This is a genomic window from Geminicoccus harenae, assembly GCF_019800005.1.
Taxonomy (GTDB): domain Bacteria; phylum Pseudomonadota; class Alphaproteobacteria; order Geminicoccales; family Geminicoccaceae; genus Geminicoccus; species Geminicoccus harenae.
In genome coordinates, this window is the sequence record NZ_JABGCL010000007.1 from 163,134 (window position 1) to 189,598 (window position 26,465).

At 67.6% G+C, this 26,465-nt stretch carries 26 protein-coding genes and 1 pseudogene; 7 read left to right on the forward strand and 20 right to left on the reverse strand.

Features of this window, described 5'->3' with window-relative positions; genetic code table 11:
- Window positions 1–9 precede the first annotated feature (9 nt).
- The 3 genes from HLA95_RS08630 to rpiA form a co-directional block, all read right to left on the reverse strand.
- Complete coding sequence (locus tag HLA95_RS08630; RefSeq protein WP_191060145.1) at window positions 10–465, reverse strand: NUDIX hydrolase; 456 nt, start codon at window positions 463–465, stop codon at window positions 10–12.
- Window positions 466–822: 357 nt separating this feature from the next.
- Complete coding sequence (locus HLA95_RS08635; RefSeq protein WP_191060144.1) at window positions 823–1,341, reverse strand: gluconokinase; 519 nt, start codon at window positions 1,339–1,341, stop codon at window positions 823–825.
- Window positions 1,338–2,063: a ribose-5-phosphate isomerase RpiA gene (rpiA, locus tag HLA95_RS08640; RefSeq protein WP_191060143.1), complete on the reverse strand. Its 726-nt coding sequence runs from the start codon at window positions 2,061–2,063 to the stop codon at window positions 1,338–1,340. The genes HLA95_RS08635 and rpiA overlap by 4 nt, the downstream gene beginning before the upstream one ends.
- A 118-nt stretch (window positions 2,064–2,181) precedes the next feature.
- On the opposite strand from rpiA, the gene tkt reads away from it, so the two are divergent.
- Together tkt and gnd are read left to right on the forward strand one after the other, a co-directional pair.
- A complete protein-coding gene (tkt, locus tag HLA95_RS08645) occupies window positions 2,182–4,257 on the forward strand; it encodes a transketolase (RefSeq protein WP_191060142.1) in 2,076 nt (691 codons plus the stop codon).
- A 50-nt stretch (window positions 4,258–4,307) separates the two neighbouring features.
- Window positions 4,308–5,287: pseudogene (gnd, locus tag HLA95_RS08650) on the forward strand (phosphogluconate dehydrogenase (NAD(+)-dependent, decarboxylating)).
- 10 nt (window positions 5,288–5,297) lie between these two features.
- Here the strand turns inward: gnd and HLA95_RS08655 are convergent.
- The 14 genes from HLA95_RS08655 to HLA95_RS08720 form a co-directional block, all read right to left on the reverse strand.
- Window positions 5,298–5,711: a Rieske (2Fe-2S) protein gene (locus HLA95_RS08655; protein ID WP_191058806.1), complete on the reverse strand. Its 414-nt coding sequence runs from the start codon at window positions 5,709–5,711 to the stop codon at window positions 5,298–5,300.
- Between the two features lie 3 nt (window positions 5,712–5,714).
- Window positions 5,715–6,848 (reverse strand): amidohydrolase family protein, encoded by a 1,134-nt coding sequence (locus tag HLA95_RS08660; protein WP_191058805.1) that lies wholly within the window; start codon window positions 6,846–6,848, stop codon window positions 5,715–5,717.
- Window positions 6,845–7,906 (reverse strand): amidohydrolase family protein, encoded by a 1,062-nt coding sequence (locus HLA95_RS08665; RefSeq protein ID WP_191058804.1) that lies wholly within the window; start codon window positions 7,904–7,906, stop codon window positions 6,845–6,847. The genes HLA95_RS08660 and HLA95_RS08665 overlap by 4 nt, the downstream gene beginning before the upstream one ends.
- 16 nt (window positions 7,907–7,922) lie before the next feature.
- A complete protein-coding gene (locus HLA95_RS08670; protein WP_191058803.1) occupies window positions 7,923–8,747 on the reverse strand; it encodes a carbohydrate ABC transporter permease in 825 nt (274 codons plus the stop codon).
- Window positions 8,747–9,616, reverse strand: coding sequence for a carbohydrate ABC transporter permease (locus HLA95_RS08675; RefSeq protein ID WP_191058802.1), 870 nt, complete (start codon window positions 9,614–9,616; stop codon window positions 8,747–8,749). Before HLA95_RS08675 ends, HLA95_RS08670 begins: the two co-directional genes overlap by 1 nt.
- Before the next feature lie 42 nt (window positions 9,617–9,658).
- Window positions 9,659–10,912 carry an ABC transporter substrate-binding protein gene (locus HLA95_RS08680; protein WP_191058801.1) on the reverse strand — a complete coding sequence of 418 codons (1,254 nt, stop codon included), beginning with the start codon at window positions 10,910–10,912 and terminating at the stop codon, window positions 9,659–9,661.
- Window positions 10,913–10,962: 50 nt separating this feature from the next.
- A complete protein-coding gene (locus HLA95_RS08685) occupies window positions 10,963–12,216 on the reverse strand; it encodes an extracellular solute-binding protein (protein WP_191058800.1) in 1,254 nt (417 codons plus the stop codon).
- Between the two features lie 97 nt (window positions 12,217–12,313).
- Window positions 12,314–12,985: a cysteine hydrolase family protein gene (locus HLA95_RS08690; RefSeq protein ID WP_191058799.1), complete on the reverse strand. Its 672-nt coding sequence runs from the start codon at window positions 12,983–12,985 to the stop codon at window positions 12,314–12,316.
- Window positions 12,982–14,010 carry a branched-chain amino acid ABC transporter permease gene (locus HLA95_RS08695; RefSeq protein WP_191058798.1) on the reverse strand — a complete coding sequence of 343 codons (1,029 nt, stop codon included), beginning with the start codon at window positions 14,008–14,010 and terminating at the stop codon, window positions 12,982–12,984. Before HLA95_RS08695 ends, HLA95_RS08690 begins: the two co-directional genes overlap by 4 nt.
- A gap of 5 nt (window positions 14,011–14,015) precedes the next feature.
- A complete protein-coding gene (locus tag HLA95_RS08700) occupies window positions 14,016–14,906 on the reverse strand; it encodes a branched-chain amino acid ABC transporter permease (protein WP_191058797.1) in 891 nt (296 codons plus the stop codon).
- A 3-nt stretch (window positions 14,907–14,909) separates the two neighbouring features.
- The gene (locus tag HLA95_RS08705; protein WP_191058796.1) at window positions 14,910–15,614 is read right to left on the reverse strand and encodes an ABC transporter ATP-binding protein; all 705 of its coding nucleotides are present in this window, start codon (window positions 15,612–15,614) and stop codon (window positions 14,910–14,912) included.
- On the reverse strand, window positions 15,607–16,347 hold the full coding sequence (locus tag HLA95_RS08710; RefSeq protein ID WP_222182994.1) for an ABC transporter ATP-binding protein: 741 nt from the start codon (window positions 16,345–16,347) through the stop codon (window positions 15,607–15,609). The genes HLA95_RS08705 and HLA95_RS08710 overlap by 8 nt, the downstream gene beginning before the upstream one ends.
- Before the next feature lie 86 nt (window positions 16,348–16,433).
- A complete protein-coding gene (locus tag HLA95_RS08715; RefSeq protein WP_191059862.1) occupies window positions 16,434–17,597 on the reverse strand; it encodes an ABC transporter substrate-binding protein in 1,164 nt (387 codons plus the stop codon).
- Between the two features lie 92 nt (window positions 17,598–17,689).
- Entirely contained in the window at window positions 17,690–18,511 is an 822-nt protein-coding gene (locus HLA95_RS08720; protein ID WP_191059861.1) for an alpha/beta fold hydrolase, read from the reverse strand.
- A 281-nt stretch (window positions 18,512–18,792) separates the two neighbouring features.
- Between HLA95_RS08720 and HLA95_RS08725 the strand changes: the two genes are divergently transcribed.
- The 5 genes from HLA95_RS08725 to HLA95_RS08745 all read left to right on the forward strand — a co-directional run bounded on the left by HLA95_RS08725 (window position 18,793) and on the right by HLA95_RS08745 (window position 23,726).
- A complete protein-coding gene (locus HLA95_RS08725; RefSeq protein WP_222182996.1) occupies window positions 18,793–20,052 on the forward strand; it encodes an ABC transporter substrate-binding protein in 1,260 nt (419 codons plus the stop codon).
- Window positions 20,053–20,056: 4 nt separating this feature from the next.
- Window positions 20,057–20,794, forward strand: coding sequence for an ABC transporter ATP-binding protein (locus HLA95_RS08730; RefSeq protein ID WP_191059860.1), 738 nt, complete (start codon window positions 20,057–20,059; stop codon window positions 20,792–20,794).
- A complete protein-coding gene (locus HLA95_RS08735) occupies window positions 20,791–21,504 on the forward strand; it encodes an ABC transporter ATP-binding protein (protein WP_191059859.1) in 714 nt (237 codons plus the stop codon). Before HLA95_RS08730 ends, HLA95_RS08735 begins: the two co-directional genes overlap by 4 nt.
- A gap of 327 nt (window positions 21,505–21,831) precedes the next feature.
- Entirely contained in the window at window positions 21,832–22,707 is an 876-nt protein-coding gene (locus tag HLA95_RS08740; RefSeq protein ID WP_191059858.1) for a branched-chain amino acid ABC transporter permease, read from the forward strand.
- Window positions 22,704–23,726, forward strand: coding sequence for a branched-chain amino acid ABC transporter permease (locus tag HLA95_RS08745; protein ID WP_191059857.1), 1,023 nt, complete (start codon window positions 22,704–22,706; stop codon window positions 23,724–23,726). The genes HLA95_RS08740 and HLA95_RS08745 overlap by 4 nt, the downstream gene beginning before the upstream one ends.
- On the opposite strand, the gene HLA95_RS08750 is transcribed toward HLA95_RS08745, so the two are convergent.
- The 3 genes from HLA95_RS08750 to HLA95_RS08760 are packed head-to-tail and all read right to left on the reverse strand — an operon-like array spanning window position 23,723 to window position 26,463.
- Window positions 23,723–24,553 carry an HpcH/HpaI aldolase family protein gene (locus HLA95_RS08750; RefSeq protein ID WP_222182999.1) on the reverse strand — a complete coding sequence of 277 codons (831 nt, stop codon included), beginning with the start codon at window positions 24,551–24,553 and terminating at the stop codon, window positions 23,723–23,725. The two genes, HLA95_RS08745 and HLA95_RS08750, sit on opposite strands and share 4 nt — an antisense overlap.
- Window positions 24,546–25,739 carry an enolase C-terminal domain-like protein gene (locus HLA95_RS08755; RefSeq protein WP_191059670.1) on the reverse strand — a complete coding sequence of 398 codons (1,194 nt, stop codon included), beginning with the start codon at window positions 25,737–25,739 and terminating at the stop codon, window positions 24,546–24,548. Before HLA95_RS08755 ends, HLA95_RS08750 begins: the two co-directional genes overlap by 8 nt.
- A 19-nt stretch (window positions 25,740–25,758) precedes the next feature.
- Complete coding sequence (locus HLA95_RS08760; protein ID WP_191059672.1) at window positions 25,759–26,463, reverse strand: GntR family transcriptional regulator; 705 nt, start codon at window positions 26,461–26,463, stop codon at window positions 25,759–25,761.
- Window positions 26,464–26,465 lie beyond the last annotated feature (2 nt).

Sequence of the window (26,465 nt, forward strand, 5' to 3'; positions counted from 1 at the left end):
CTGCCGCGGTCACGCTGCCGCGGAAGGCGCCCGGCTGGTAGATAGTGCGGCCTCGCGCTCCAGCCATGTCCGAAGCTCGGCCAGGATGCTCACGAGCCCGTCCGGCTCCGCCCTGGCCACCGCCTCGTCGAGCGAATACCAGCGGCGCTCGCGCTGGCCCTTTTCCGGCCAGTCGGGCAGCTCGCTCTCGACATCCAGGCGGAAGACCTCGATCTCATACGCGACTGCGTTGCCGTCGGCGCGGCGCTTGACGTCGCGATAGCGGCCGAGCGGCTGGCGGTCGATCCGCCCGAGCAGCCCCGCCTCCTCGAACGCTTCGCGCGCCGCCAGCTTGTGCGGCGCCACGCCCTTCTCGGGCCGCCCCTTGGGAATGATCCACCGGCCGGCCCCGCGCGAGGTCACCAGCATGATCATGGGCTCGCCCTCGTGAACGGCGACCGGCACCGCGCCGTACTGAATCCGCACCGGTCCCCGTCCCTTCTAAGGTAATTCAACCCGAAAGATAGTCATTCTCCGGCCCATCTTCCAGGCCGGCGGTCGCCGCAGGACGGGTTCCCGCTCATCCGTGGCAATGGGACAACGTTGCGCCGCCCGTTCCGCCCCCGGCATCCCCCCGCATCAGGCAGGCCCGAAGTCTCCGGCCAGTCGACCCTGTCGGAAGCTACACTCCACGTTCCACCGCTTCCTCGACCTCGACTGGCCAAGCGGACGCCCGCGGAGCGGATCCGAGTTCCTCGTCTCGCCCTTCATGACAGTCCAATGACGATCGACAGTGGCAGCGAGGCACCCGAGATATCGCGCACCGCGCACATCGCCGCCCGGTCAGCCCTCGCGCCGGGCTGCATCGACCAGGCGCAGCGCCTGGTCGACCATGTGCTCGATGTCGAGGCCGATATCGACCAGCAGGGGCCGCTCGTCCGATCCTGGCGGCTCCAGCGTCTCGATCTGGCTGTCGAGCAGGCTGGTCGGCATGTAGTGGCCCTTGCGCTTGGCCATGCGCTCCGCGATCACCGACTTCTCGCCGTTCAGGAACAGGATCCGCACGCGCTCCCGGTCGCCGATCACCTTGTCCCGGTAGATGCGCTTGAGCATCGAGCAGGTGATCACGCCGGATTCGCCCGCTGCCAGCCGCGCGTCGATCCAGGCAGCCACCTTGTCCAGCCAGGGCCAGCGGTCCTCGTCGGTGAGCGGGATGCCCTTGGACATCTTCGCGACGTTCGCCTCCGGATGCAGCGCGTCGCCTTCCTGGAACGGCCAGCCATACTTTTCGGCGATCGCCTCGGCGACCGTGGTCTTGCCGGAGCTGGTGACGCCCATCACCACCACCACGAGGTTCTTCATCGGGCTCCCTGATCCTCCCTTGTTCTCGCCGACGGCAGCAGCGTGCGCACGCCGCCCGGCTCTGCCGCCAGCACCCGTTCGGCCCGGTCGATGAACAGCCCCGTCTCGACCACGCCCACCAGCAGCTTCAGCATCCGGTCCAAGCCCGGCGGGTCGGCGATGGTTCCAAAGGTGCAGTCCAGGATGAGGTTGCCGCCATCGGTGCGGAACGGCGCTGCCTCCCCGCCGCGCAGCACCGGCTGGCCGCCGAGTTCCGCGATCTTGCGGGCCGTAGCCTGCCAGCCGAACTCGACCACCTCCACCGGCACGGGCAAAGTCAGCCGGTCCGACAGCTTGCGCCCATCCACCACGATCACCAGCCGGGCGCTGGCCGCCGCCACGATCTTCTCGCGCAGCAACGCACCGCCCAGGCCCTTGATCAGGTCGAGGCTGCCGGGAACCACCTGGTCTGCGCCATCGATGGTGAGATCCAGCCGCGGCTGGTGGCCGAGATCGGTCAGGCTGATCCCGCCCGCGCTCGCCTGCTCGGCGCTGCGGATGGAGGTCGGCACCGCCTCGATCCGCAGGCTTTCCTCGGCCACCCGCCGGATCAGGGCGGCGATCACGTAGGCGGCGGTCGAGCCGGTGCCCAGCCCCACCGTCATCCCGTCCTCGACCAGTGCCGCCGCCGCTGCCGCGGCCGCCCGCTTCTGGCCGTCCACCTCCGCCAGTTCTCCGCCCATCGCCGGACCCGGACCCCGCCGGCAGGCAACCTCCCTGCCCGCACTACGTTGATGGTAATGCATTGCCGTGGCTAGAACAGCACCCCTACGGGTTTTCCCTTCAGGAAGTGGGATCGAGATGAGCGTGCAGCCTGGCGACCTCGACCGGCTCTGCATCGACACCATCCGCACGCTGGCGATGGATGCGGTGCAGAAGGCGAATTCCGGCCATCCGGGCACACCCATGGCGCTGGCCCCGGTCGGCTACGAGCTCTGGCAGAACCATCTGCGCTTCGATCCCGCCGATCCCATCTGGCCGAACCGCGACCGGTTCGTCCTGTCGGTCGGACACGCCTCGATGCTGCTCTACGGCCTGCTGCACCTGACCAGGACCCGAGCGGTCGACAGCGACTACAACCAGACCGACAGCGTGTCGGTGTCGCTGGAGGACATCCAGAACTTCCGCCAGCTCGACAGCAAGTGCCCGGGCCACCCCGAATACCACCTGACCTCCGGCGTCGAGACCACCACCGGCCCGCTGGGCCAGGGGGTCGCCACCAGCGTCGGCATGGCCATGGCCGAGCGCTGGCTGGCCACGCAGTACAACCGGCCGGGCTTCACGCTGTTCGACTACAAGGTCTATGCACTGGCCGGCGACGGCGACCTGATGGAAGGCGTGTGCGCCGAGGCGGCCTCGCTGGCCGGCCATCTCCGGCTGGCCAACCTCTGCTGGATCTACGACAGCAACCACATCACCATCGAGGGCGGCACCAGCCTCGCCTTCTCTGAGGACGTGGGCACCCGCTTTGCCGGCCATGGCTGGCATGTCGAGCATGTCGAGGACGCGAACGATCGCGCCGCCCTCGCCCGGGCCCTGGCCGGCTTCAGGAGCCGCACCGACAAGCCCACCATGATCATCGTGAAGAGCGTGATCGGCTATGGCGCGCCGAAGAAGGCCGGCACGGCCTCCGCCCACGGCGAGCCGCTGGGTGCGGACGAGATCAAGGGTGCCAAGCAGGCCTATGGCTGGCCGGAGGATGCCCAGTTCCTGGTGCCTGACGGCGTCTACGACCATTTCGCGAACGGTATCGGCGCGCGCGGCGGCAAGGCCAACGCGGAGTGGAAGGAGCTGTTCGCGCGCTACGCCCAGCAGTTCCCCGAGGAGGCCCGCCAGGTCGAGCAGATGCAGCGCCGCGAGCTGCCGGAAGGCTGGGACAGGGACATCCCGAGCTTCCCTGCGGACGCCAAGGGCATCGCCAGCCGCGATTCGTCCAGCCAGGTCCTGAACGCCCTGGCGAAGAACCTGCCCTGGCTGGTGGGCGGGGCCGCCGACCTGGCGCCGTCGACTAAGACCCTGCTCAAGTTCGAGGGTGCGGGCTCGCTCCAGGCGGACGAGCCCGGCGGCCGCAACCTCCATTTCGGCATCCGCGAGCATGCGATGGGCTCGGCCTGCAACGGCCTGGCCCTGTCCAAGCTGCGCGCCTACGGCTCCACCTTCCTGATCTTCAGCGACTACATGAAGCCGGCGATCCGGCTCTCCGCCCTGATGGAGCTGCCGGTCGTCTGGATCTTCACCCATGATTCGATCGGGGTCGGCGAGGACGGCCCGACCCACCAGCCGATCGAGCAGCTGCTCAGCCTGCGCTCGATCCCGGGCCTGATCACGCTGCGCCCGGCCGATGCCAACGAGGTCGCCGAGGCCTGGCGGGTGATCGCGCAGCTCCGGCACCAGCCGGCCTGCCTGGTCCTGTCCCGCCAGGCGCTGCCGACCTTCGACCGCGAGCGCTACCGCTCCGCGGAAGGTACCGCCCGCGGCGCCTACATCATGGCCGAGCCCGAGGACGGCAAGCCGGAAGTGATCCTGATCGGCACCGGCAGCGAGGTGCAGATCTGCATCGAGGCACACGAGAAGCTGCGGGCCGAGGGCGTTCGCAGCCGGGTGGTCTCCATGCCGAGCTGGGAACTGTTCGAGGAACAGGACGGGGCCTACCAGGACGAGGTGCTGCCGGCCTCGATCGAGGCGCGGGTGAGCGTCGAGCAGGCCTCCGTGATCGGCTGGGACCGCTATGCCGGGCGCAAGGGTGCCAAGATCGGCATGCAGGAGTTCGGCGCATCCGCGCCGCTGAAGGCATTGCTCAGCCATTTCGGCTTCACCGCGGACAAGGTGGCCGAGGCCGCGAAAGAGCAGATTGCCCGCGTGGCGAACGGCGGCTGAGGGCCGGCGGCAACGGAACGGGCGGAGGGGCTTGGCACGGGGGGAGCGGCATGCAGCTCGGAATGGTCGGCCTTGGCCGGATGGGCGGCAACATCGTGCGGCGGCTGCTGCGCCATGGCCATGAGGCGGTCGTGTTCGACATGGCGCCGGTCACGGTCGACGCGCTGGTCGCCGAGGGGGCCGTCGGCAGCAACTCCGTGGAGGAGCTGGTGGCCCAGCTCCGGCCGCCGCGTGCCGTCTGGACGATGCTGCCGGCCGGCCCGATCACCGAGCGCATGGTCACCCGCCTGGGCGAGTTGCTGGCACCCGGCGACATCGTGATCGACGGCGGCAACAGCTTCTACAAGGACGACATCCGCCGGGCAGAGGCGCTCGCACCCAAGGGCATCCGCTATGTCGACGTCGGCACTTCCGGCGGGGTCTGGGCCTGGAGCGCGGCTACTGCATGATGATCGGCGGTGACAAGGGCGCCGTCGATCATCTGGACCCGATCTTCCAGGCGCTGGCCCCCGGCCGGGGCGATATCCCCCTCACGCCCGGCCGCGACGCGCTCGACCCGCACGCCGAGCAGGGCTACCTGCATACCGGCCCGGTCGGCTCCGGCCATTTCGTGAAGATGGTCCATAACGGCATCGAGTACGGCCTGATGCAGGCCTATGCCGAGGGCTTCGACGTGCTGCGCGGCAAGAGCAGCACCGAGCTGCCCGAGGAGGAGCGCTACGAACTGAACCTGGCGGACATCGCCGAGGTCTGGCGCCGCGGCAGCGTGATCACCTCCTGGCTGCTCGACCTGAGCGCCGCGGCCCTGGCGAAGGAACCGGATCTCGACGGCTTCACCGGCGAGGTCGCGGATTCCGGCGAGGGCCGCTGGATGATCAACGCCGCCATCGAGGAGGCGGTCCCGGTCAACGTGCTGTCCGCCGCCCTGTTCGCCCGCTTCCGCTCGCGGGAGGAGCACACGTTCGGCGAGAAGCTGCTCTCCGCCATGCGGCTCGGCTTCGGCGGCCACGTGGAGTCGAAGCCGCGCTGAAGCCTGTGGCTCAGACCTCCACCACCACGTACTCGCCCTCCACCGAGACCGGGAAGGTCTCGGCCCGGTAGGGCCCTTCCACCACCCGCGCCCCCGACTCGACCGAGACCGCATAGTTGCGCACCCGCATCTTCACCGGGTCGCAGTAGGACTTGCCGGTGCGCAGGTCGAACTCCCAACCATGCCAGGGGCAGCGGACGATCTCGCCCTGCCGGCTCAGGCTGTAGCGGCCCGGCCCGTCCGAGCCGACCAGGCTGGTCAGCTTGCCGGTGCACAGGCTGCCGCCCTCGTGCGGGCACTTGTCGTAAAGGGCGAAGAACTCGCCCTTCACATGGAAGATCGCGATCGGCCGGCCGTTGATCTCGACCAGCTTGCGACCGCCGTCGGGAATCTCGGCGGCGGTCGCGACGACATGCTTGGCCATGCGTCAGAGGCGGAACAGCTGGCGCGCGTTCTCCGAGCAGATCGCACGTGTCTGCTCCGGCGTCAGCCCGCGCGGCAAGGCCCGCGCCGGGTCATCGAAGTCCCAGTGCGGATAGTCGGTGGCGAACAGGAGCCGGTCCATGCCCACCTGCTCCATCAGGTCGATGAGCTGGCGCGGAGTCTCCGGCTCGTCCATCGGCTGGGTGGTGATGTAGAGCTGTTCCTTCAGATATTCCGACGGCGGGCGCTTGAGGTGCGGGACCTCGGCGCGCAGCCGCGACCAGTGCTTGTCGAGCCGCCAGGACAGGGCCGCCAGCCAGCCGAAGCCGCCCTCGATGTTGATGAACTTCACGTCCGGGAAGCGCTCGAACACGCCTTCCAGCACGAGGCTCGCGACCACCGACTGGCAGGCCGCCGAGTGGCCGGTCGTTTCCTCGAGATAATAGGACGGCCAGCCGGTGCCGCTCACCGGGAAGCCGCTATAGCCGAACACGTGCATCGCCACCGGCAGCCCGTGCCGCTCCGCCGCCTCGTAGATCGGCCAGTAGCGCTTGCGGCCGAGCGGCTCGTTGGTGCGGGTCAGGAGCAGGACCTGGGAGAAGCTCTTGTCGCCGGCCCGCTTCTCGATCTCGGCCACCGAGGACTGGGGGTCCTCGTAGGAGACCAGGATCGAGGCCTTCAGCCGCCTGTCCTGGTGCGCCCAGGCATCGAGCTGCCAGTCGTTGACGGCACTCACCATCGCGGTGGTGAAGTCCGGGTCCTGGTCGGCCTGGCCGCTCGGGTAGAGCGGCGCCATCATGGCGTACTCGACGTTGTAGGCGTCCAGATAGTGCTGCTGGGTAAAGGCCAGGTCGCTGCCCGGCTGGCTGCCGTCCGGCCCCCAGGCGTCGCGCCGTGCCGCCCGCGGCGCGGCCTTGGGATAGGGATCGCCGTTGACGAAGGCATGACGCGGCCGGAGCCCGTAGGTCTGGATCCGCTCCCACCAGCGCTTGCTGAGATAGGGCTTCAGCTCGTCGATCGTCTTCACCGTCGGGTGGAAGTCGCAATCGATGATGCTCAGCCGCTGCGGCTTGGCGCGCACGGGGGCCGCTTGTGCCGCGGTCTCCGTCTGCGACCGATCAAGAACCTCGAGGGTCATATCGTGCCTCCCAGACGAGGATAGGTAGCGAGCGGATTGTCGACCATGATCTTGCGCTGCAGCTCCTCCGAAAAGCCAGCAGGCATCAGGTCGTCGCCGTCGAACTGCCAATGAGGATAGTCCGACGAGTACAGGAGTAAATCTTCCGAGCCCAGATGATCGAGCGCGCGCGCTACTTCAACCGGATTCTGCGGCGCATCGAACGGTTGCAGGGTCAGCCGGAAATGGTCGCGGACGATCTCGAGCGGCGAGCGGTCCACCCACGGCACCTCGATGCGCAAGCCACGCCAGCCCTTGGAGAAGCGCCACAGGAAGGTCGGCAGCCAGGTCACCCCGGATTCGGCCAGCACCACCTTCAGCTTGGGGAATTTCTGGAAGACGCCGTGGCTGATCAGGCTGGCGGTCTGCGCCTGGAAGGCCTGGGTCTGAACGACATAGTCCTCGACATGGTAGGTGGGCCAGCCGGATGCGGTGACCGGATGCCGATAGGAGCTGCCCAAGTGGATGCAGATCGGCAGGCCGTGCTTCTCCGCAGCCCGGTAGATCGGCCAGTGGAAGCTCTTGCCCAGCGGCAGCTCGCCCATCACCAGCACCAGCACCGAGACGAAGCGCTTGTCCCCTGCCCAGCGCTCGATCTCGTCGACCGCCAGCTCCGGGTTCTGCACCGGCACCACGATCGAGGCGCGCAGCCGGGGCTCCTTGTCCAGCCACTCCGCCGCGATCCAGCGGTTGACCGCGGTGGCGAAGGCGGCCGCCATGTGCTCGTCGTTGATCATCTGCACGCCGTAGAGGCAGTTGCAGATCGCGATCGCCGGGTCCCAGCGGTCGAACAGTTCCCGCTGGATGCGCTCGACGCTCTCCGCCGCCCTGCCCTTCCCGTCCCGCCATTCCGGCCGGGCGTTGATCGGCGCCATCAGGGGGAAGCTGCGGTTCTCGAACGTCTCGATGCCGCGGACGTCCACCATCTCCTGCCAGTAGGGGTCGAGATAGGGCACCAGTGCCTGCATGCTCGGCACGTTGGGATGGACGTCGCAGTCAATGGCCCCGCTGGCCCGCATCGATTTCTCCATGATCTCAGCCCTTCACCGCGCCGAATGCCAGGCCGCGCACCAGGTGGCGCTGCAGCGCCATCATGAACAGCACGATCGGCAGCATGATCCCGATCGCCGCCGCGGCGGACAACGACCAGTAGTTCAGGTCCTCCGCCCCGTACTCGGCGATCGCCACGGGCAGGGTCTTGGTGTTCGGCCCGGTCAGCACCAGCGCGAACAGGAACTCGTTATAGGCCAGCAGCAGGCTGAACAGGGACGTGATCCACAGGCCCGGGCGCACCACCGGCAGGGCCACCTGGTAGAAGACCTGCCACAGGTTGCAGCCGTCGATCCTGGCCGCCTCGTCCAGCTCCAGCGGTACGTCCATGAAGAAGCTGCGCATCATCCAGATCGTGAAGGGCTGGTTGATCGCGACCAGCGCCATGATCATCATCGGGTAGGTGTCGATCAGGCTGAGCCACTGGGCCAGCACGAAGAACGGGATGGCCAGCAGGATGTGCGGGAACATCCGCATCGCCAGCAGGCCGAACAGGATCCCGCGCGAGCCGCCTCCCCGCATCCTGGACAGCGCGAACGCCGCCATCGTCCCGATGGGCACGGAGATGCACACGGTCGAGATCGCGATCACCGCACTGTTGATGAGAAAGCGCCAGAACTCCTTCTCGACCCAGACCTGGTAGTGGAACTCGAAGGTGGGCGTGAAGATCAGCTTGGGTGGCACCGAGAAGGCGTCGACCGGCTGCTTGATCGAGGTCATGAACGCCCAGATGATCGGGGTCAGGTTCACGACCGTGAAGGCGCACAGCGCCAGGAACAGCACCATCTGGGTGGTGCGCGACGGCCGCATCAGAAAGCCCCCTTGTCGCGCCGGTAGAGCACGGCGATCACCAGCCCGATCGTCAGTGCCGAGAGCAGCAGGGTCAGCACGCCCAGCGCCGAGGCCTTGCCGATCTCGAGCAGGCGGAACGCCAGCGCGTAGGTGTACATGGTGAGCGTCTCAGTGGCGGTGCCGGGCCCGCCGGCGGTCAGCACGTAGATCTGGTCGAAGAACCGGAACGCATCCATGATCCGGATCGCCAGCACGAACAGGATCAGCGGCTTGATCGCCGGCAGCATGATCCGGGTCAGGATCGTCCAGTTGCCGGCCCCGTCCATCTGCGCCGATTCGATCTGGCTGTTGTCGACCGTGTTCAGGCCGGCATAGAGCACCAGGATCATGAACGGCGTGAACTGCCAGGCGTCAGCGACGATCACGGTGAACCGCGCCCAGCCGGGCGTGCCCAGCCAGTCCGGCGGGAAGATGTTGAAGCTCATGATGATCGCGTCGAGCAGGCCCCAGCGACCGGTGAAGATCCAGCGCAGGAACAGGGCCGCCACCACCGGGGTCACGATGTGCGGCAGGAACATCAGGAGGTTGAGGGGCTTCACGCCGAAGGTGAGCTTGTAGAGGCCGAAGGCCACCGCCAGGCCCAGCACGAACTCGAGGCTGACCGCACCGGCCACGATCAGGACGGTCTTGCCGATCGACCCCCAGAACCGCTCGTCGCCGAACAGCGCCACATAGTTGCCGAAGCCGATGAAGGTCGGCGGCTGTCCGCCCAGATAGTAGTTGAAGAAGCTCAGATAGATCGCGTAGCCGAGCGGGTAGAGCAGCACCAGCGAGATCACGAGCCCGCTCGGCACGAGGAAGAGCCAGAGGCCCCGTTGAGTCTGCATGTCGGATCGAGTCTTCCGGATCGAGGACGTTCCAGGGTGCGATCAGCGGTAGTAGCCCCGGCTCTCCAGCAGTTGCGTGGTTTCCGCTGCCGCCGCGTCGAGCGCCGCCTTGACCTCCATCTCGCCGGCCACCGCCTGCAGGATGCGCCGGGTGATGAACTCACCGGCCTCGTAGAACTCCGGCAATGGCGGGGTCGGCACGGCGGTTTCCAGGGCTGCCAGGATGCCCGGATACTGGCGGAACTGCTTGGCGAGTTCCGGGTCGCGCAGGACCGAATCGCGCGGCGGCACCAGCATGGCCGCCCCTTCGCGCATGTTCGCCGCACTCGACGAGGTCGCGAGGATCCGGAACAGCAGCTCCGGGTCCTGCCGGGTGAAGGCGCTGATCGCATAGCCGTCCGTGGCGGTCCGGGTATGGCCGCCCGGTGCTGCCGCCCAGTCGATCAGGTCGACCACGCGCGACTTGGTCGGGTCGTCCATGGCCGCGGTGCGGCTGGCCCATTGCAGGCCCATCGCCGCCAGGTCCTGCTGCAGGGCCAGGGTGCATTCGTCGTTGGCGGCGGTCGCATAGCCACGCTGCGCGTAGCCGGTCACCTCTTTGAGCGCCTCGATCGCCTTGACGCCGTTCTCGCTGTTGAAGACCGGCCGCCAGTCCTGGTCGAACCAGCCGTCGCCGATCGTGTTGAAGTACCAGTGCGCCTCGTTCATCGTCGCATCGATCGGCTTCAGGCACTTGATCGTGCCGGCCCGCATCGGCGTATGGAACTCCTTGGCCAGTTCCACGTACTCGGCCATGGTGGCAGGCGGCTGCTTGCCCGCTTCCTCGAACAGGTCACGCCGGTAGAAGAACAGCATCACGTTGACGTTGTGGGGCACGCAGTAGAGCTTGCCCTCGTAGCGGTAGGGCGCCAGCGCCCGTTCCGGGAAGTCGGCCAGGTCGAACTCGTCGCTGAACTTCGCCCACAAATCGTCCAGCGGCATCAGCCAGCCGTTCTTGGCGTATTTGTGGACGGTGGTGTCGTTGGCATAGACGATGTCGAGCGTGTCGGCCTTGGACGACAGGCCGATCGTCGCCAGCTCATTGGCCTTGTCGAACGGCATGAGCTGGGTGTTGACCTCCACCCCCTCGACCGCACCGCGCATCTTCTCGGCATAGAACTCGAGTGCCGGAAAGCGGTGGCTGATCATCTGGACGGGTGCCTGGGCACGGGCGGTGCCGCCCACCAGCGCCGTGGTGGCCGCCGCCGCACCGAGCACCCCCAGCGCCCGCCGACGGTCCAGATCGAATCCCGGCATCGTGCTTCCCTGATCGGTTCGTTGAAGGCCTGATCGGTCCTGGACCGCGCTCAGTTGTAGTAGCCGCGGCTCTTCAGAAGCTGTTCCGTCTCGCCGGCGGCCGCATCCAGGGCTGCCTTCACGTCCATCTCGCCGGCCACCGCCTGCAGGACACGGCGGGTGATGAACTCGCCCGCTTCGTAGAACTCCGGCAGCGGCGGGAATGGCTGGGCGGTCTCCAGAGCCGCCAGGATGCCCGGATAGTGCCGGAACTTCTTGGCGAACTCGGGGTCGCGCAGCACCGATTCCCGGGACGGCACCATCAGGGACGCCGCTTCCCGCTGGGTGGCGTCGCTGGACGAGGTGGCGATGATCCGGAACAGGAGGTCCGGGTCCTGCTTGGTGAAGGCGGAGATCGCATAGCCGTCGCCGGACAGCCTGGCATGGCCGCCCGGTGCCGCCGCCCAGTCGATCATGCCGACCACCCTGGACTTGGCCGGATCGTCCATGGACGCGGCCCGGGTCGCCCATTGCAGGCCCATCACGCCGATGTCCTGCTGGTAGGCCAGCGAGCACTCGTCATTCGCCGCCGTGGCGAAACCACGCTGGGCGTAGCCGGTGATCTCCTTGAGCGTCTCGATCGCCGCCACGCCCTTCTCGTTGTTGAAGACCGGCTTCCACTGGTCGTCGAACCAGCCATCACCCAGCGCATTGATGAACCAGTGCGCCTCGTTCAGCCCGGCATCCACGGGCTTCAGGCAGTTCACCGAGCCGGCGCGCATCGGCGAGTTGAAGTATTCGGCGATCTCCTGGTACTCGGCGATCGTCTTGGGCGGCTGCTTGCCTTCCGCGTCGAGCAGGTCCTTGCGGTAGAACAGCATCATCACGTTGACGGTGTGCGGCAGGACGTAGAGCTTGCCCTCGTAGCGGTAGGGTGCCAGCCCGCTTTCCGGGAAGTCGCCGAGGTTGAATTCCTCCTTGTACTTCTCGAACAGGTCGTCGAGCGGCATGAGCCAGCCGTTCTTGGCGTATTTCTGCACCGTGCTGTCGCTGGCATAGACGATGTCCAGCGTGTCGGCCTTGGACGACAGCGCGATGGTCGCGAGCTCATTGGCCTTGTCGAACGGCATGAGCTGGGTGTTGACCTCGACCCCCTCGACCGCCCCCCGCATCTTCTCGGCGAACAGCTCCAGCGCCGGGTAGCGGTGGCTGATCATCTGGACGGGTGCCTGGGCACGTGCCCGGCGCGGGGTCAGGACCGATGCGGCGGCAACGGCACCGAGCGAGCGCAGCGTCGTCCGCCGACTGAGGATCGGCTGGGTCATCTGAAGGCTTCCCTGCTTATGCGCTGCTCTCGCCGGCAGCTGCAGGGAAGCCTCTTGTATGGTAGTTGGCTTGTCAAGCGCCGCAGGGGCGCATGGCTCAGGCCTGATAGAAGCTTTGCAGCTCCTCGCTGTTCACCACGTGGCAGTAGATCATGTTGATGATCTCCAGCTCGCGGTTCTGCAGTTCGTCGGTGGCCGCGGCACAAGCGTCCTCGACCACCACCACGTTGAAGCTCTCGTCGGACAGGCTGCGCACCGTCGAGGACACGCACTGGTCGGTGAAGATCCCGGTGGCCACCACATTCCTGATGCCCATGTTGGCGAGCAGGATGCGCAGGTTGGTGCCGGTGAGCGCGCTGTCGGTGGTCTTCTCCACCACGATCTCGTCGCCCTGCGGCGCCAGTTCGTCGACGATCTGCCCCTCCTCCTCGTTGCGCGGCAGGAGCAGGTAGTTGAAGCCCGGCCGCTTCTGGCTGAGCGAGCGGTCACGGCCGTCATTCTTCAGGCAGGCGATCCGGGCGTAGATCACCTCGACCCCACGCTGGCGGCTGTCCTGGATCAGCCGGCGGATGTTCGGGATCACCACCTCGTCCATGCGCCGGAAGAAGGGCTGCCAGGCCTCGTTCTCGGCCGGGTCGGGCTTCGGCTTGAGATAGGTCTTCTGCACGTCGATCACGAGCAGCGCCGTTTCCTTCGGGTCCAGGACGATGTCGTCCGGCTCGGGCGCGTTGGCGTAGTAGAAGGAACGGTGGCGGGTCTTCCAGCTCATGGCGGGGCTCTCCGGGTGAAGCGGCGCAGGATCAGTGGCCCGATCTCGGTGGCGGCGAACAGGCCGCCGGGCCGCAGGAACATCACGGCCATCATCGCGAGCGCCAGCACGATCTCCGTGACGCCCACGACCTGGTCGGCAAAGGCGCCCGACGCGTTGAGCGCGGTCTCCAGCGCGCGCAGGCCCTCGAACAGCAGGGCGATGAGGAAGGTGCCGATCACCGCACCAGTCACCGTGTTCATGCCGCCGATCACCAGCATGCCCAGGATCACGAAGGTTTCCTTCAGGTAGAAGGCCTTGGGCGAGAAGGAGGTGACGAAGTGGCCCCAGAGCGCCCCGCCGATCCCGGCGATCAGCGCGCTCAGGATGAAGGCCCGCCAGCGCAGCGCCGGGATGCCGGCCCCCAGTGCTGCGGCCGCCCGCTCGTCGTCGCGTGACGCGCGCAGGAGCAGGCCGGTGCGCGATTCCTTGAACGCCAGCGCCACGACGATCACGACGGCGGCGATCGCCGCGGTGAGCGGCAGGGTGGTGGCCTTGGGCAGGCCGAACAGGGTGCGCGGACCGTTGGTGACGGCACTCCAGTGCTGGAGGACGGTGTAGATCACCACGAGCAGCGCAAAGGAGGTGATCACCGCCGGCGCGTCGGACAGGCGCATCAGCGGATAGGCCACGGCCGCGGCGACCAGTGCGGCAACCGCTCCGCCCAGGACGATGCCGACCGTGGGCGTCACCTGGATCCCGGCCAGCACCCCGTACAGGTCGGGCAGCGCCATGCCGCGCATCTGCACCGGGATGGTCAGCACCGCCGAGGCATAGGCGCCGATCCCCATGAAGCCGATATGGGCGAACGACAGGATCCCGGAATTGCCGGTGAAGGTCTGCAGACCCACCACCAGCACCAGGCTGACGGCGAGCGCCGTGGCGATCCGCTCGACCACCCGCGAGCCCACGAGCTGCGGGACCAGCACGAGCAGGGCGACCAGGCCCAGCAGGATGACGAGGGTCAGGATGTTGCCGGGTTTCACGAGCTTCAGGTCCGCTGGCCGGTGGCGGGACCGCGGATCAGGCCCTCGGGTCGCCAGAGCAGGATGAGGATGACGAGGGTGAAGGTGAAGGCGTCGCGGAACTGCAGGAGGTCCTGGGTCAGGAGGTAGTTCAGCGCCGTGTTGATGAAGGCCAGGAGGAAGCCGCCCAGCACCGCCCCCTGCAGGCTGCGCATCCCCCCGATCACGGTCGCGATGAACGCCACCAGGAGCGGCTCCAGGCCGACGCCCGGGGTGACCGAGCCGATCCGGCCGATCCAGAGCAGCGACACCACGCCTGCGAAGAAGCCGCTGATCGCGAATGCCGTCGAGATGATCAGGTTGGCCGGCACGCCCAGCATCCGCGCCATGCGGAACTGGGTGGCCGCCGCCCGCATCGCGATCCCCAGCACCGTGCGCTTCATCAGGAAGGCGAACAGCAGGAGCAGGCCGATCGAGGCCACGATGGTGATCAGGTTGCGCGCCGGGATCAGGATGCCGCCGAACGCCACGGTCTGCGAGAACAGGTCGGGCAGTGGCACGTTGCGGGGCCGGGGCGAGATGAACAGGAGTGCTGCGTTCTGCAGGATGGTCGAGAAGGCGAACGAGGTGATCAGCACCGCGGTCACCGACTTGGCCCGGACCGGGCGGAACGCGGCATATTCGGTGAGCACACCGGTCACGACCGCAAGGAGGACCGCCACGGCCGCCATGACCAGCCAGGGCAATCCTGAGCCGTTCATCAGGAACAGGCCGTAGCCCGCCACCATGATCAGCTCGCCATAGGCGAAGTTCACGAGCTTGAGGATGCCGTAGACGATCACCAGGCCCAGCGCCATGAGCGCATAGGCGCCCCCTAGGCTGAGCACGTCGATGGTGAACTGGAGCAGGGTCTGCATGGGTCAGCCGCCGAGATAGAGATGCTCGAGGTCGGAGGCCGCGGCGATGTCGGCCGCCCTCCCCTCGGCCGCGACCTTGCCCAGGCGCAGCACATAGGCCCGATCGGCCACCGCCAGCGCCTTGGACGCGTTCTGCTCGACCAGCAGGATGGTGAGCCTTTGCCGCTTCAGCTCGGCGATCATCGCGAAGATCTGGTCGACGACCGTCGGCGCCAGGCCCAGCGAGGGCTCGTCCAGCAGGAGGAGGCGCGGCCGGGACATCAATGCCCGGGCGATCACCAGCATCTGCTGCTCGCCGCCGGACAGCGTGCCGGCCGCCTGCTCCTGCCGCTCCTGGAGGCGCGGGAACAGGGCGAACATGCGCTGCCGGTCCGCCGCCACGCCGTCGCGATCGCGCCGCCGGGCATAGGCGCCGAGCAGCAGGTTCTCCGCGACCGTCAGGTCCGGGAACACGTCGCGGGTTTCCGGCACCATCGCGACACCCTGGCGCACCATGCGCTCCGGCGACCAGCCGGACACGTCCGTGCCGCCGACGCGCACCGTGCCGGACGACTTCAGCGCCCCCGCGATCGCCAGGAGGGTCGAGGACTTGCCGGCACCGTTCGCCCCCAGCAGCGTGACCAGCTCGCCCTCGGCGAGCCGCAAGGACACGCCGCGCACCGCGTTGATGGCACCATAGCTGACCGTCAGGTCGGTGACCTCAAGCATGCCGGGCCTCTGCCGAGGAGCCCAGATAAGCCTCGATCACCGCCGGATTGCGCCGCACGCTCTTGACATCGCCCTCGGCAATGGTCCGGCCCGAGGCCAGCACGTGGAGACGGTGGCACAGGCGCATGATCAGCGGCATGTCGTGGTCGATGATGAGCAGGCCCAGCTTCCGCTCCGCGGGCAGCCGGGACAGAAGCGACAGGAGCACCTCGGATTCACCCTCGTTCATGCCGGCCGCCGGCTCGTCCAGGATCAGGAAGGACGGTTCGGCCGCGAGTGCCCGGGCGATCTCGACCCGGCGCTTGTCGCCATAGCTGAGCGCTGCCGCCAGCGTCTCGGCCTGCCGGGCCAGGCCGAACTCCGCCAGGAGGGCGGCCACCCGGCCCTGTGCCGCGCGCCGGCCGAGCCCCTGCGCCAGAGCGGCCGCCTCGACATTCTCCGCCACGGTCAGGTGGTCGAACAGCCGGACGATCTGGAAGGAGCGGGCGATGCCGCGCCGCGCCACCTCATGGGGCCTGAGACCCGAAAGCGACGCGCCGTCCACGCTCACCTCGCCCCCGGCCAGGGGGACCTGGCGGGTGATGGCGTTGACCAGCGTGGTCTTGCCCGAGCCGTTCGGCCCGATCAGCCCCACGATCTCGCCGCGGGCGAGCTCCAGGGTGACGCCGTCCAGCGCACGCAGCCCGGAAAATTCGACACGAACATCGCGCGCGCAAAGGCGCCCATCGGACATTGGATGAACCTGCGGATGAACCTGCAAGGAGGAAGCGGCAGGGGGCGGACAGGCTGCCGTGCCCGCCCCCTCTCGGTGGCGGTCGGTCAGGGTGCCGGCACGCTGTCCGGGCGGCGCCAGCCGACGAACGAGGTCTTGCCACCGTTCAGCGCGATGACGGCCGCGGCCTTGTTCGGCATGTGGCCCTCGTCGGCCGTGGCGTAGTCGAGCTCGCCGGTGAGCAGCTTGAACTCGCCCTCCTCCAGCGCCTGGGCGACCGCGGCACCGTCGGTCGAGCCCGCGGCCTTCACCGCCTCTGCCAGCAGCATCACCGCGTCATAGCCGGTGGCCACGAACGAGGTGTCCGGCTCCTGGCCGTACATTTCCTGGTAGAGCTTCAGGAAGTGCTGCATCTCCGGCCCGGCGTCCGGCCCCGCCCAGGTATGGGTCACGAAATACACGTCGTTGCCGAACTTCTCGCCGAGCCCCTGGTGCAGCGCCGGGTCGTCATAGGCATCGCCGCCCAGCACCGGCGCGTCATAGCCGACCTCGCGCAGGGCGCGGATGATGGTGCCGATGTCGGTGCCGTAGGAGGACAGGAAGATGACGTCCGGCTTCTCTGGCAGCGCCTGGAGGCGCGCGAGCTGCGCCGAGAAGTCGTTGTCACCGTTGTTGTAGGTGTCCTCCAGCAGGATCTCGCCGCCGCCTGCCTTGAACTGCTCGATGAAATACTTGGGCAGCGACTTGGTGTAGGCGATGAACTGGTCGGTGACGACGTAGGCCTTCTTCCAGCCCTTCTCGAGCGCGAAGTCTGCCGCCGTGGCGCCCATGGTGGTGTTCCACATGGACAGGGTGAACTGCTTGTCGCCCAAGGACCAGGAGCTGTAGAGCGGGTCGGACGCGCAGGTGGAGAGGCCGACCAGATCGGCGGCCTGCGCCTCGCGGCTGGCCGGGCTGCCGAAGTCGAAATCACAGGGCGCCAGCATGAGCTGGGCGCCGTCGTCGATCAGCTCCACGGCCGCATTGCCGACCGTCACCGGGTCGGACTTGCCGTCGATGGTGACGAGCTTGACCGGCTCGCCCAGCAGGCCGCCCGCGTCGTTCAGCTCCTTGATCGCGACCTGAGCGCCGCGAAAGCCCGGCTCGTCCATGGGCGCCTGGATGCCCGTCAGGTTGAGCGGCGCCCCGATCACGATCTCGGCCCTGGCCGGCACCGCCGCGAGGCAGGCGAGCGCAGCGCCCGCCAGCAACATTTGTGAGAACCTGCTCATCCACCCTCTCCCATCGTCATTCATGAAGCCCGTCCACGCGTGACGGCTCCCACCCATCAAGAATCGAGCCAAGGCGAGGGCAGCGGCCCCGATCAGGGCACCCTGTCCATCTCGGCGAGGAGCTCGGTGAAGATCCGGTCGAACTCCTCCGGCCGGTCCCAGAACGGCGCATGGCCGGACCCTGCGATCTCGATGGCCTCGCCTCGCCAGAGATTGCCAAACTCTACGTTCCGGATGAAGCGAAGGTTCACGAACGGCTCGTCGATCCCGTTGACCACCGCGATCGGCAGCCTCGCGCGGGCCACGATCTCGCGCTGGTTCTCGCCGGTGCCGGCCGCGAACTTCTCGAACATCAGCCGCCTGGCGCGCCCGTCGGTGCGGGCCACGGCATCGCGCAGGAACGGCTCGAACGGCAGGCCGCAGGTGCTGCGCGCGTAGTTCTCGACCTCCTCCGGGCCGAATTGCTCCTGCCCGGCCAGATGCATGTGCGGGCTCGGCCGGAAACCTTCTGCCACCTCGCCAGGGGCCACCGGCGGCGTGCCGGTGATCATCAGGCCCACCATGCCCGGGACCCGTGCGATCATCTCCAGCCCGATATGGCCGCCCAGCGACCAGCCGAACACGACGACCCGCCCGATGCCCATGAGCTGCAGCAGCTCGGCCATGGCCTCGGCATAGCCCTCCATGGCGTAGGTCCGCTCCGGATCCCGCGCATCGCCGGACTGGCCATGGCCCGGCAGGTCGGGGGCGATCAGCCGCCAGCGCTGGCCGACCGGCCCCAGCAGCTGGTTGCGGAACACCGCGCTTGAGCTGGAATTGCCGTGGATCATCAGGACGGGCGTGCCGCTCCCGGCACTTTCCCGTACCGCCAGCTCGCCATGGCTGGTGCTGACCGAGCTCTCCCTGACGGACATGCTGTCTCCTGACGGCGGCCCCCGGTCGCCGGGGCGGACCGATCCGGAACGATGAAATGATCTTTTCAAGGTTTGCGCAACCTGCCTAGCTTGTCGACAGATCGACTTTTCTGGTGCCCTTTTGGGCAGCAGGCGCCGGACCGCCAGCCATTGCCCATCACCGGCAGGCTAGGATGGCCCCTCGCTTGCTTGCATCCGGACCTGAGCCCGGCTCATCGTCCCCACCCACCAGCCTGGGACCGCATCGCCCTTCAGCGCTCCCCAACCGAGGAAACCGAGGCATGTCGCGCCAAGCCACCCCGTTCCGCTCCATGTCGCGCATCCTGACGATGACCGCGGCGGTTCTCGCCCTGGGCGGCGGCCTCGCCGGCCAAGCCTTGGCCGACACGGTCAAGATCGGGCTGCTGGCCCCGCTCACCGGCCCGGCCAGCGCGGATGGCCAGGAATTCCAGCGTGGCGCCCAGCTCGCGATCGACGAGATGAATGCGGCGGGCGGCATCGATGGCCACACGTTCGAGCTGGTGGTGGGCGACGTGAAGGACCAGTCGGCCGGCAACGTCACCAGTGCCGTGGAGCGGCTGCTGGGCGACCCGGACGTGCATTTCATGCTGACCGGCTATGCCAGCCTCACCAATTTCGAGATCGACAACATGGCCGAGGCGGAGATGCCCTACGTGCTCTCCGCCAACTCGGCGCAGACCCGCGACATCATCGCGGAAAATCCCGAGAACTATGCCTGCTGCTGGTCCTGGTCGCCCTCCTATGACGCCTACAACACCGACGTCACCAGCTTCGTCGAGAAGCTCGAAGCCGACGGCAAGATCCAGCTCCCGACCAAGAAGGTCGCGATCGTCTCCTCCGACAACCCCTATTCCAAGACCATCTCGGAAGGGATGAAGGCGACCTTTGCCGAGCGCGGCTGGACCATTTCGGTGGACGAGCTGGTGCCGTTCGGCGAGGTCACCGACTGGCGCTCGATCCTGACCAAGATCCGCCAGGACGTGCCGGACGTGGTGATCAACACCGACTACCTGCCCGGCAACTCGGCCTCGTTCCTCACCCAGTTCCTGGAGCAGCCGACGAAGAGCCTGGTCTTCCTCCAGTATGCGCCGAGCGTGCCGGAGTTCGTGCAGCTCACCGGTGAGAAGTCGAACGGGGTGATCTACAACCTGCTGGGCGGGCCGCTGGTGACGCCCAAGAACCCGCGTGCCGAGGAGGTGAGCAAGAAGTTCCAGGACGCTTATGGCGTCGAGAGCGGCTTCTATGGCGTGGCGCTCTACGAGATCGTCAACCTGTACTTCGACGCGCTCAGGGAGGTCGGCGACCCGAACGACCATGCCGGGATCATGGAAGCCATCGCCGCGACCGACAAGCAGACCGTCGCTGGCCGGCTGAAGTTCGATCCCGCCACCCACCTGGCGATGCAGGGCGACGAGTATATCCCGCTCACCTTCTTCCAGATCTGGGACGGCGAGCGCCACCTGATCGCGCCCGCCAACTACGCGCCGCACGAGTTCAAGCTCCAGCCCTGGATGCAGTGAGGGCATGGCGCTTCTGGAAGTCCAGGAGGTCGCCAAGGCCTTCGGTTCGCTGAAAGCAGTGGACGGCGTGTCGTTCGAGGTGGAGGCCGGCGAGATCTTCGGGATCGCCGGTCCGAACGGCTCGGGCAAGAGCACGCTGTTCAACATCGTCACCGGCATCCCATTCGGCCCCGACCGGGGCCGGGTGCGGCTGGACGGGGTGGAGATCCAGGGCCGCTCCGGCAACGCGATCGCGAAGCTGGGCCTGGCGCGCACCTTCCAGCGCGAGACCAGCTTCGACGGGCTCACCGTGTTCGAGAACGCGCTGATCGGCGCCACCTATGGCGGCAGCGTCCGGGCCACCGCCCTGGCCGAGGAACGCGCCGCCGAGGCGCTGGAGTTCGTTGGCCTGGGTGCTCCCAGCTTCGGCCGCCTCGCGGGCGAACTCTCGGTGTTCGAGCGCAAGTGCCTGATGCTCGCCACCGCGGTCGCAATGCAGCCGCGCATCCTCCTTCTGGACGAGCCCGCCTCCAGCCTGACCAAGCCCGAGATCGAGGCGTCGATCGGCCTGATCCGGCGGATCGCGGCGCGCGGCATCACCATCGTCCTGATCGAGCACGTGCTGACCTTCCTGATGAGCCTGTCCCAGCACCTGATGGTGCTGAACAACGGCCAGGTGCTGGCGCGCGGCCGTCCTGCGGAGGTGATCGCCGACTCGCGCGTGGTGGAAGCCTATCTCGGCACCCGGAGGCCCGCTGCATGAGCGAGCTCCTGTCCGTGGAGGGCGTCACCGCGGGCTATGGCCGGGCGACCGTCCTCCACCAGCTCAGCATGAGCGCCGGCCAGTTCGGCAATGTCGGCCTGTTCGGCCCGAACGGCCACGGCAAGACCACCCTGCTCCGCGCGATCTCCGGCCTGCTGCGCCCGAAAAGCGGCACGATCCGCTTCGACGGCCAGCCGATCACCGGCCTCAGCCCCCGGGCGATCGTGGCCCGCGGCCTGATCCACGTGCCGCAGGGCAACCGGCTGTTCCCCGACCTCACCATCGCGGACTGCCTGGCGCTTGGCGCCTTCTCGCCCCATGCCCGCCCGCACGAGGAGGCGAACCGCGAGAAGGTCCTCGTGATCTTCCCCAAGCTCCGCGAGCGCTGGCGCCAGCGGGTGCGCACGCTCTCTGGCGGCGAGCGGCAGATGGTGTCGATCGGCACTGCCCTGATGAGCCACCCGCGCCTCCTGATCCTGGACGAGCCGACCCTGGGCCTCGCCCCCAAGATCAAGGACGAGCTGTGCGCGGCGGTCCTCGCGATCTCCAAGGGCGGCGTGCCGCTGATCGTGGTCGAGCAGGACGTCGAGTTCCTGCTGGAACTCAGCCAGCATCTGTACCTGGTCAACCACGGCGAGGTCGCGACCGAGATCCGGCCGGGCCAGACCATGGACCATGCGGAGATCATGTCGATGTATTTCGGGCACTAGAGGCTGCCATGAACCAGCAGGTCGGCAACTATCTCCTGTCGGGATCAGGCATCTCTGATAGCTCGCGGTCTCCTTTCCTAGTCATGGCCGGGCTCGACCCGCATCTGCCGGGTTCATGCCCCGAGGCTTGCCATGCATCCGCTGCCGGCGTGGACGCCCCCCTCCGGTCATCCCCCGGTCAAGCCGGGGGATGACATGAGAGAGGGGCCGGCGCAGGCATGGCTGCCGGCCGGCCATGACTAAGAAAGAGCGACAGGTCACTAGATGACGTTCAGCCTCGGGAGGCTTCACGAGGCTGGCAGTGCATAACAGTCTTTGGGAACGGACATGGGCGCTTCTGCCGAGATCCTGTTCGGCGGCCTGTTCCAGGGCTCGCTCTACGCCATGATGGCGGTCGGGCTGGCGCTGGTCTGGACCACAATCGGCGTGTTCAACTTCAGCCATGGCGTGTTCATGATGCTGGGCGCCTATCTCGCCTGGCAGTTCCTGGACATCGGCCTGCCGCTGCCGGTCGTCCTGCCGCTGGCCGTGGTCGCGATGGCGGCCATCGGCTGGCTGCTCCAGGCGAGCGTGGTCCGCCCACTGATCGGCCGGCCCAACATCGTATTGGTGGTGGTGATCACCACGCTGGCGGCGGCCTCCCTGATCGAGAACGGCGTCTTGGAGCTGTGGGGGCCGCGCTCGAAGCAGATCCCGCCGCTCCTGGAGGGCAACACCACCATCGGCGGGGTCGGCGTCTCCTTGCACCAGATCGCGATCATCGTGATCACGCCGATCATCCTGGCAGCGTTGTGGCTGTTCCTGAACCGCACCCGGCTGGGCCTGGCCCTGCGCGCCGTGGCGCAGAACGAGGATGCCAGCCTGCTGGTGGGCCTGAACGTCACCGCCCTCTACGGCTTGGCCTTCGCGATCGCGGCGGCACTCGCGGCGCTGGCCGGGATCTTCCTGGGCGGCTACCGCTTCATGTCGCCGGTCATGGGTGCCGACCCGCTGCTCAAGGCGCTGATCGTGGTGGTGTTCGGCGGGATCTCCAGCATTTCCGGTCCGATCTTCGCCGCCTACCTGATCGGCTTCTTCGAGGCGGCGTCCAACTATTATTTCGGCCTCTACTGGACCCCGGCCCTCCTGTTCGCCGTCCTGATCCTGACCCTGATGGTCCGCCCCGAAGGCATGTTCGTCCGCAGCAGCCGGAGCCTCGCATGACCCGCCCGATCGGCACGCCCGGCCGCGCCTCCTGGAAGGAGGAGGCCGTGGGCATGGTGCTGGGCCTCGTCGTCCTGGCGCTGCTCCCCTTCCTGTTCACCGACACCTACAGCCGCCACGTGCTGATCATGGTGTTCATCTATGCCGTGGTCGCGTCCAACTGGGATTTGAGCCTGGGCTATGGCGGGGTGTTCAACTTCGGCCATCTCGCCCTGTTCGGCATCGGCGTCTATGCCTATGGCCTGCTCACCAAGCTCGCCGGGCTCGACCCCTGGCTGGCGCTGGTGGCCAGCGGCATCGTCGCCACGGCCGCCGCGATCCTGGTGACCATCCCGATTCTGCGGCTGAAGGGCATCTACATCATCCTGGTGACCTTCGGCTTCGCCCAATTGGTCATGCAGGTGATCCTGAGCCAGTCCGACTATACCGGCGGCACCCAGGGCATGGTGCGCATCCCCGGCCTCTACTGGTTCGACCACAACATGGTCCGGGACGGCAAGTTCGCCTATTTCTTCCTGGCACTCGGCCTGCTCGCCGCCAGCACCCTGTTCCTGCGCGTCATCGTGCGCTCGCGGATCGGGGCCGGGATCGTGGCGCTGCGCGACAACGAGGAATACGCGATCGCCCGCGGCATCTCCCTGGTCCGCCAGCGCATGATCACGCTGGCCGCCAGCGCCTTCTTCACCGGCATGGCCGGCGCCTTCTATGCCGCCTACCAGCGCAACGCCTCGATCGACGTGTTCGGCATGAGCCTGGCCACCATCATCCTGTCGATGGTGCTCCTGGGCGGCACCAGCACGATCTACGGTGCCATCATCGCCTCGTTCGTGCTGACGGTCTTCGCCGAGCTGATGGCGGATTTCGGCGCCTGGCGGCCGATCATCACCGCCCTTTTGATCATCGTCGTGATGCTGGCCTACCCCACGGGCCTGGCCGGCCTGATCCGTGCCGGCTGGGCCGCCACGGCCGGAAGGCTGCGGCGGGCAGCACCGGCTGCCCGCCCGGCCCGGACGGGCTAGCCGCCGATCGCCTCGCGGGTGGCCCGCAAGGCCGCGGACCCGCCGCCCGCGAGGAGCTCGATGTCCGAGGTCACCATCAGGAAGCGGACCCCCTTCTCGACCCACTCCTTGTTCTGCGATGCGGGCGTGTTGACGCCCAGGCAGACCGGCAGGCCCTTGGCCTTGGTCTTGGAGACGATCGTGTCGTGCGCGGTCTTGACCATCGGATGGCTAAGCTGGCGCAGGAGGCCGGCGGTACCGGACAGGTCGTTCGGCCCGATCGCCACCGCATCGATCCCCGGCACACCTAAGAACTCGTCGAGCACGTCGACCGTCTCGATATGCTCGATCTGCGGCATCACGAAGATCGCCTCGTTGGCCTTGGCCACATAGGCGTCAATGTCGCGGTAATAGTTGGACGCGCGCTTGGGCCCGAAGCCGCGCCGGCCTTCCGGTGGGTACTTGCAGGCCGCCACCAGGTCCCGGCAGTCCTCCACCGTCTTCACCATCGGCGCCAGGATGCCCTCCCAGCCCATGTCGAGCAGCTGCTTGATCCGGACATGGTCGTTCCAGGCGACCCGGATCATCGGCACGGTCGGGCTGCCGTTCAGCGCCATCAGCATGGTCTGCAGGACCTGCAGGTCGAACGGCGAGTGCTCGCTGTCGACCATCAGATAGTCGAAGCCGACCTTGCCCATGATCTCGGTGACGCTGGGATCGGCGATGGTCAGCCAGGCGCCGATGACGGTGCCGCCGTTCCGCAACTTCTCCTTCAGCGCCAGCGCGCGGGACAGCATGCCCTCGGGTGCCGTGCCGGCACCGGGCTCCAGTCCAGACGATTCAGCCACGCAACTCCTCCTCATGCTCGATCTTGTCCGGGTCGAGCTCCATGTTGACGCCCGAGGCATGGGGCAAGCGGATCATTCCGTCCACCGGCCAGAGCGGATCCTTCAGAAAGAACATGTTCACCAGGTTCCACTTCCACAGGTACTCCTGGTAGGGCGTGTGGATCGGCGACTGGGTCACCGAGAAGTGGATGCCGATCGGGGTCGAGTGCCCGTGCGGGATGGTGATCAGGTCGTGGACGGTGGCATAGGCCGCGATCTTCAGCGTCTCGGACAGGCCGCCGCACCAGTAGATGTCCGGCTGGATGATATCGAGCGCGTCCTTCTCGATGAACCGCTTGAAGCCCCAGCGCGTGTACTCGTGCTCCGCACCGGAGAGCGGGATCTTCGTCTTGGCCTTCAGCTTCACATGGCTGTCGATCCGGTCCGGCATGAAGCATTCCTCGATCCAGCGCGGCCGGTACTCCTCGATCCGGGAGCAGAGGTCGACGGCATAGTCGAAGTTCATGCTCTGCCAGCAGTCGAGCATGATGTCGTAGTCCTCGCCCAGCGTTTCGCGCAGCGTGCGGACCAGGGCGACATTGGCCTTCATGCCCTCGTGGCCGCTCATGGGGCCATGGCGGAAGAACCATTTCTGGGCGCGGAAGCCCTTTTCCTTGAACTCGATGGCGCGTTCGCGGACGAGGCCCAGGTCGCGCACGGCATAGCCCAGCATCGAGCAGTAGGCCGGCACCTCCTCCCGGGTCGGTCCGCCCAGGATCCGCCAGACCGGCTGGCCGAACGCCTTGCCCTTCAGGTCCCAGAGCGCGCACTCGACCGCCGAGACCGCGATCATCGCCGCACCCTGGCGGCCATGGACCAGGCGCCGGTGCATCTGGTCGAACAGCAGCTCGATCGCCAGCGGGTCGCGGCCGACGATCATCGGCTGGAGCTGGGTGATCGCCAGCCAGGCAGCGTCCGGCCAGATCGGCCCGGCCGTGCCGACCGTGCCGTCATCGGCATGCACCTCCAGGAAATGCTGGGTCATGCGGAACTTGTCAGGCGCCACCTGCTCGCCGCCCTCGTTCCAGGGCGAGGCGCGGTGCTCCTCGTACACGTCGATCGGCCGGACCAGCCGCTCCTCCCAGAAGGTGCCGTCCACCTGCATCGTGCCGGTGACCTTGCGGACCTTGAGCCGCGTGATCTTCATGCCTGCCTCTTCCTGATCATCACCCGGCGTCCAGCCCCTGGCGGCCCAGCGCCTCCAGAAAGCCGCGATGCGCCAGGTGGACGTGGTGGCGCAGCTCCGCCAGCGCCTCGGCGTCCCGGCCGGCCTCCAGATGCTCGACCACCGCCAGGTGATCGCGCTGCGAGCCCTGGATCTGCTCGGCCGTGCGGATGAAATGAAAGCGCAGCCGCCGGACCCGGCCGGAGATCCGGGCATAGGCCTCGATCAGCTGGTCGTTGCCGCCCGAGCCGATGATCAGCTCGTGGAATGCCGTGTCGAACGGATGATAGTCGTCGGCCGGCCCGCCCAGCGCCGCGCCCGCCTCGTCGACATTGTCCCGCAGTGCCCGGCACAGGCCGGTCCGGTCCTTGGCCGAGCCGATCTGCAAGGCACCCAGCTCCAGGATGGCACGCAGCTCGCAGGTCTGCTGCACGTCCTTCTGGTCGAACACCGTCACGAACGTGCCGCGCTGCGGCCGGACCTCGACCAGCCCCTCCGCCTCCAGCTTGACGAAGGCCTCGCGCACCGGCGTGCGGCTGGTACCGAGCTTCTCGGCCAGCATGCTTTCCGAGAGCTGCTCGCCAGGACCCAGCTGGCCCATCACGATCAGGTCGCGGATCTGGTCGGTCACCAGGGTCGCCAGCGAGCGCGGCCGGACGATCCGCATCGTCCGGGCATCCAGCGGCTGGGTCCGGGGCAGGCGCATGG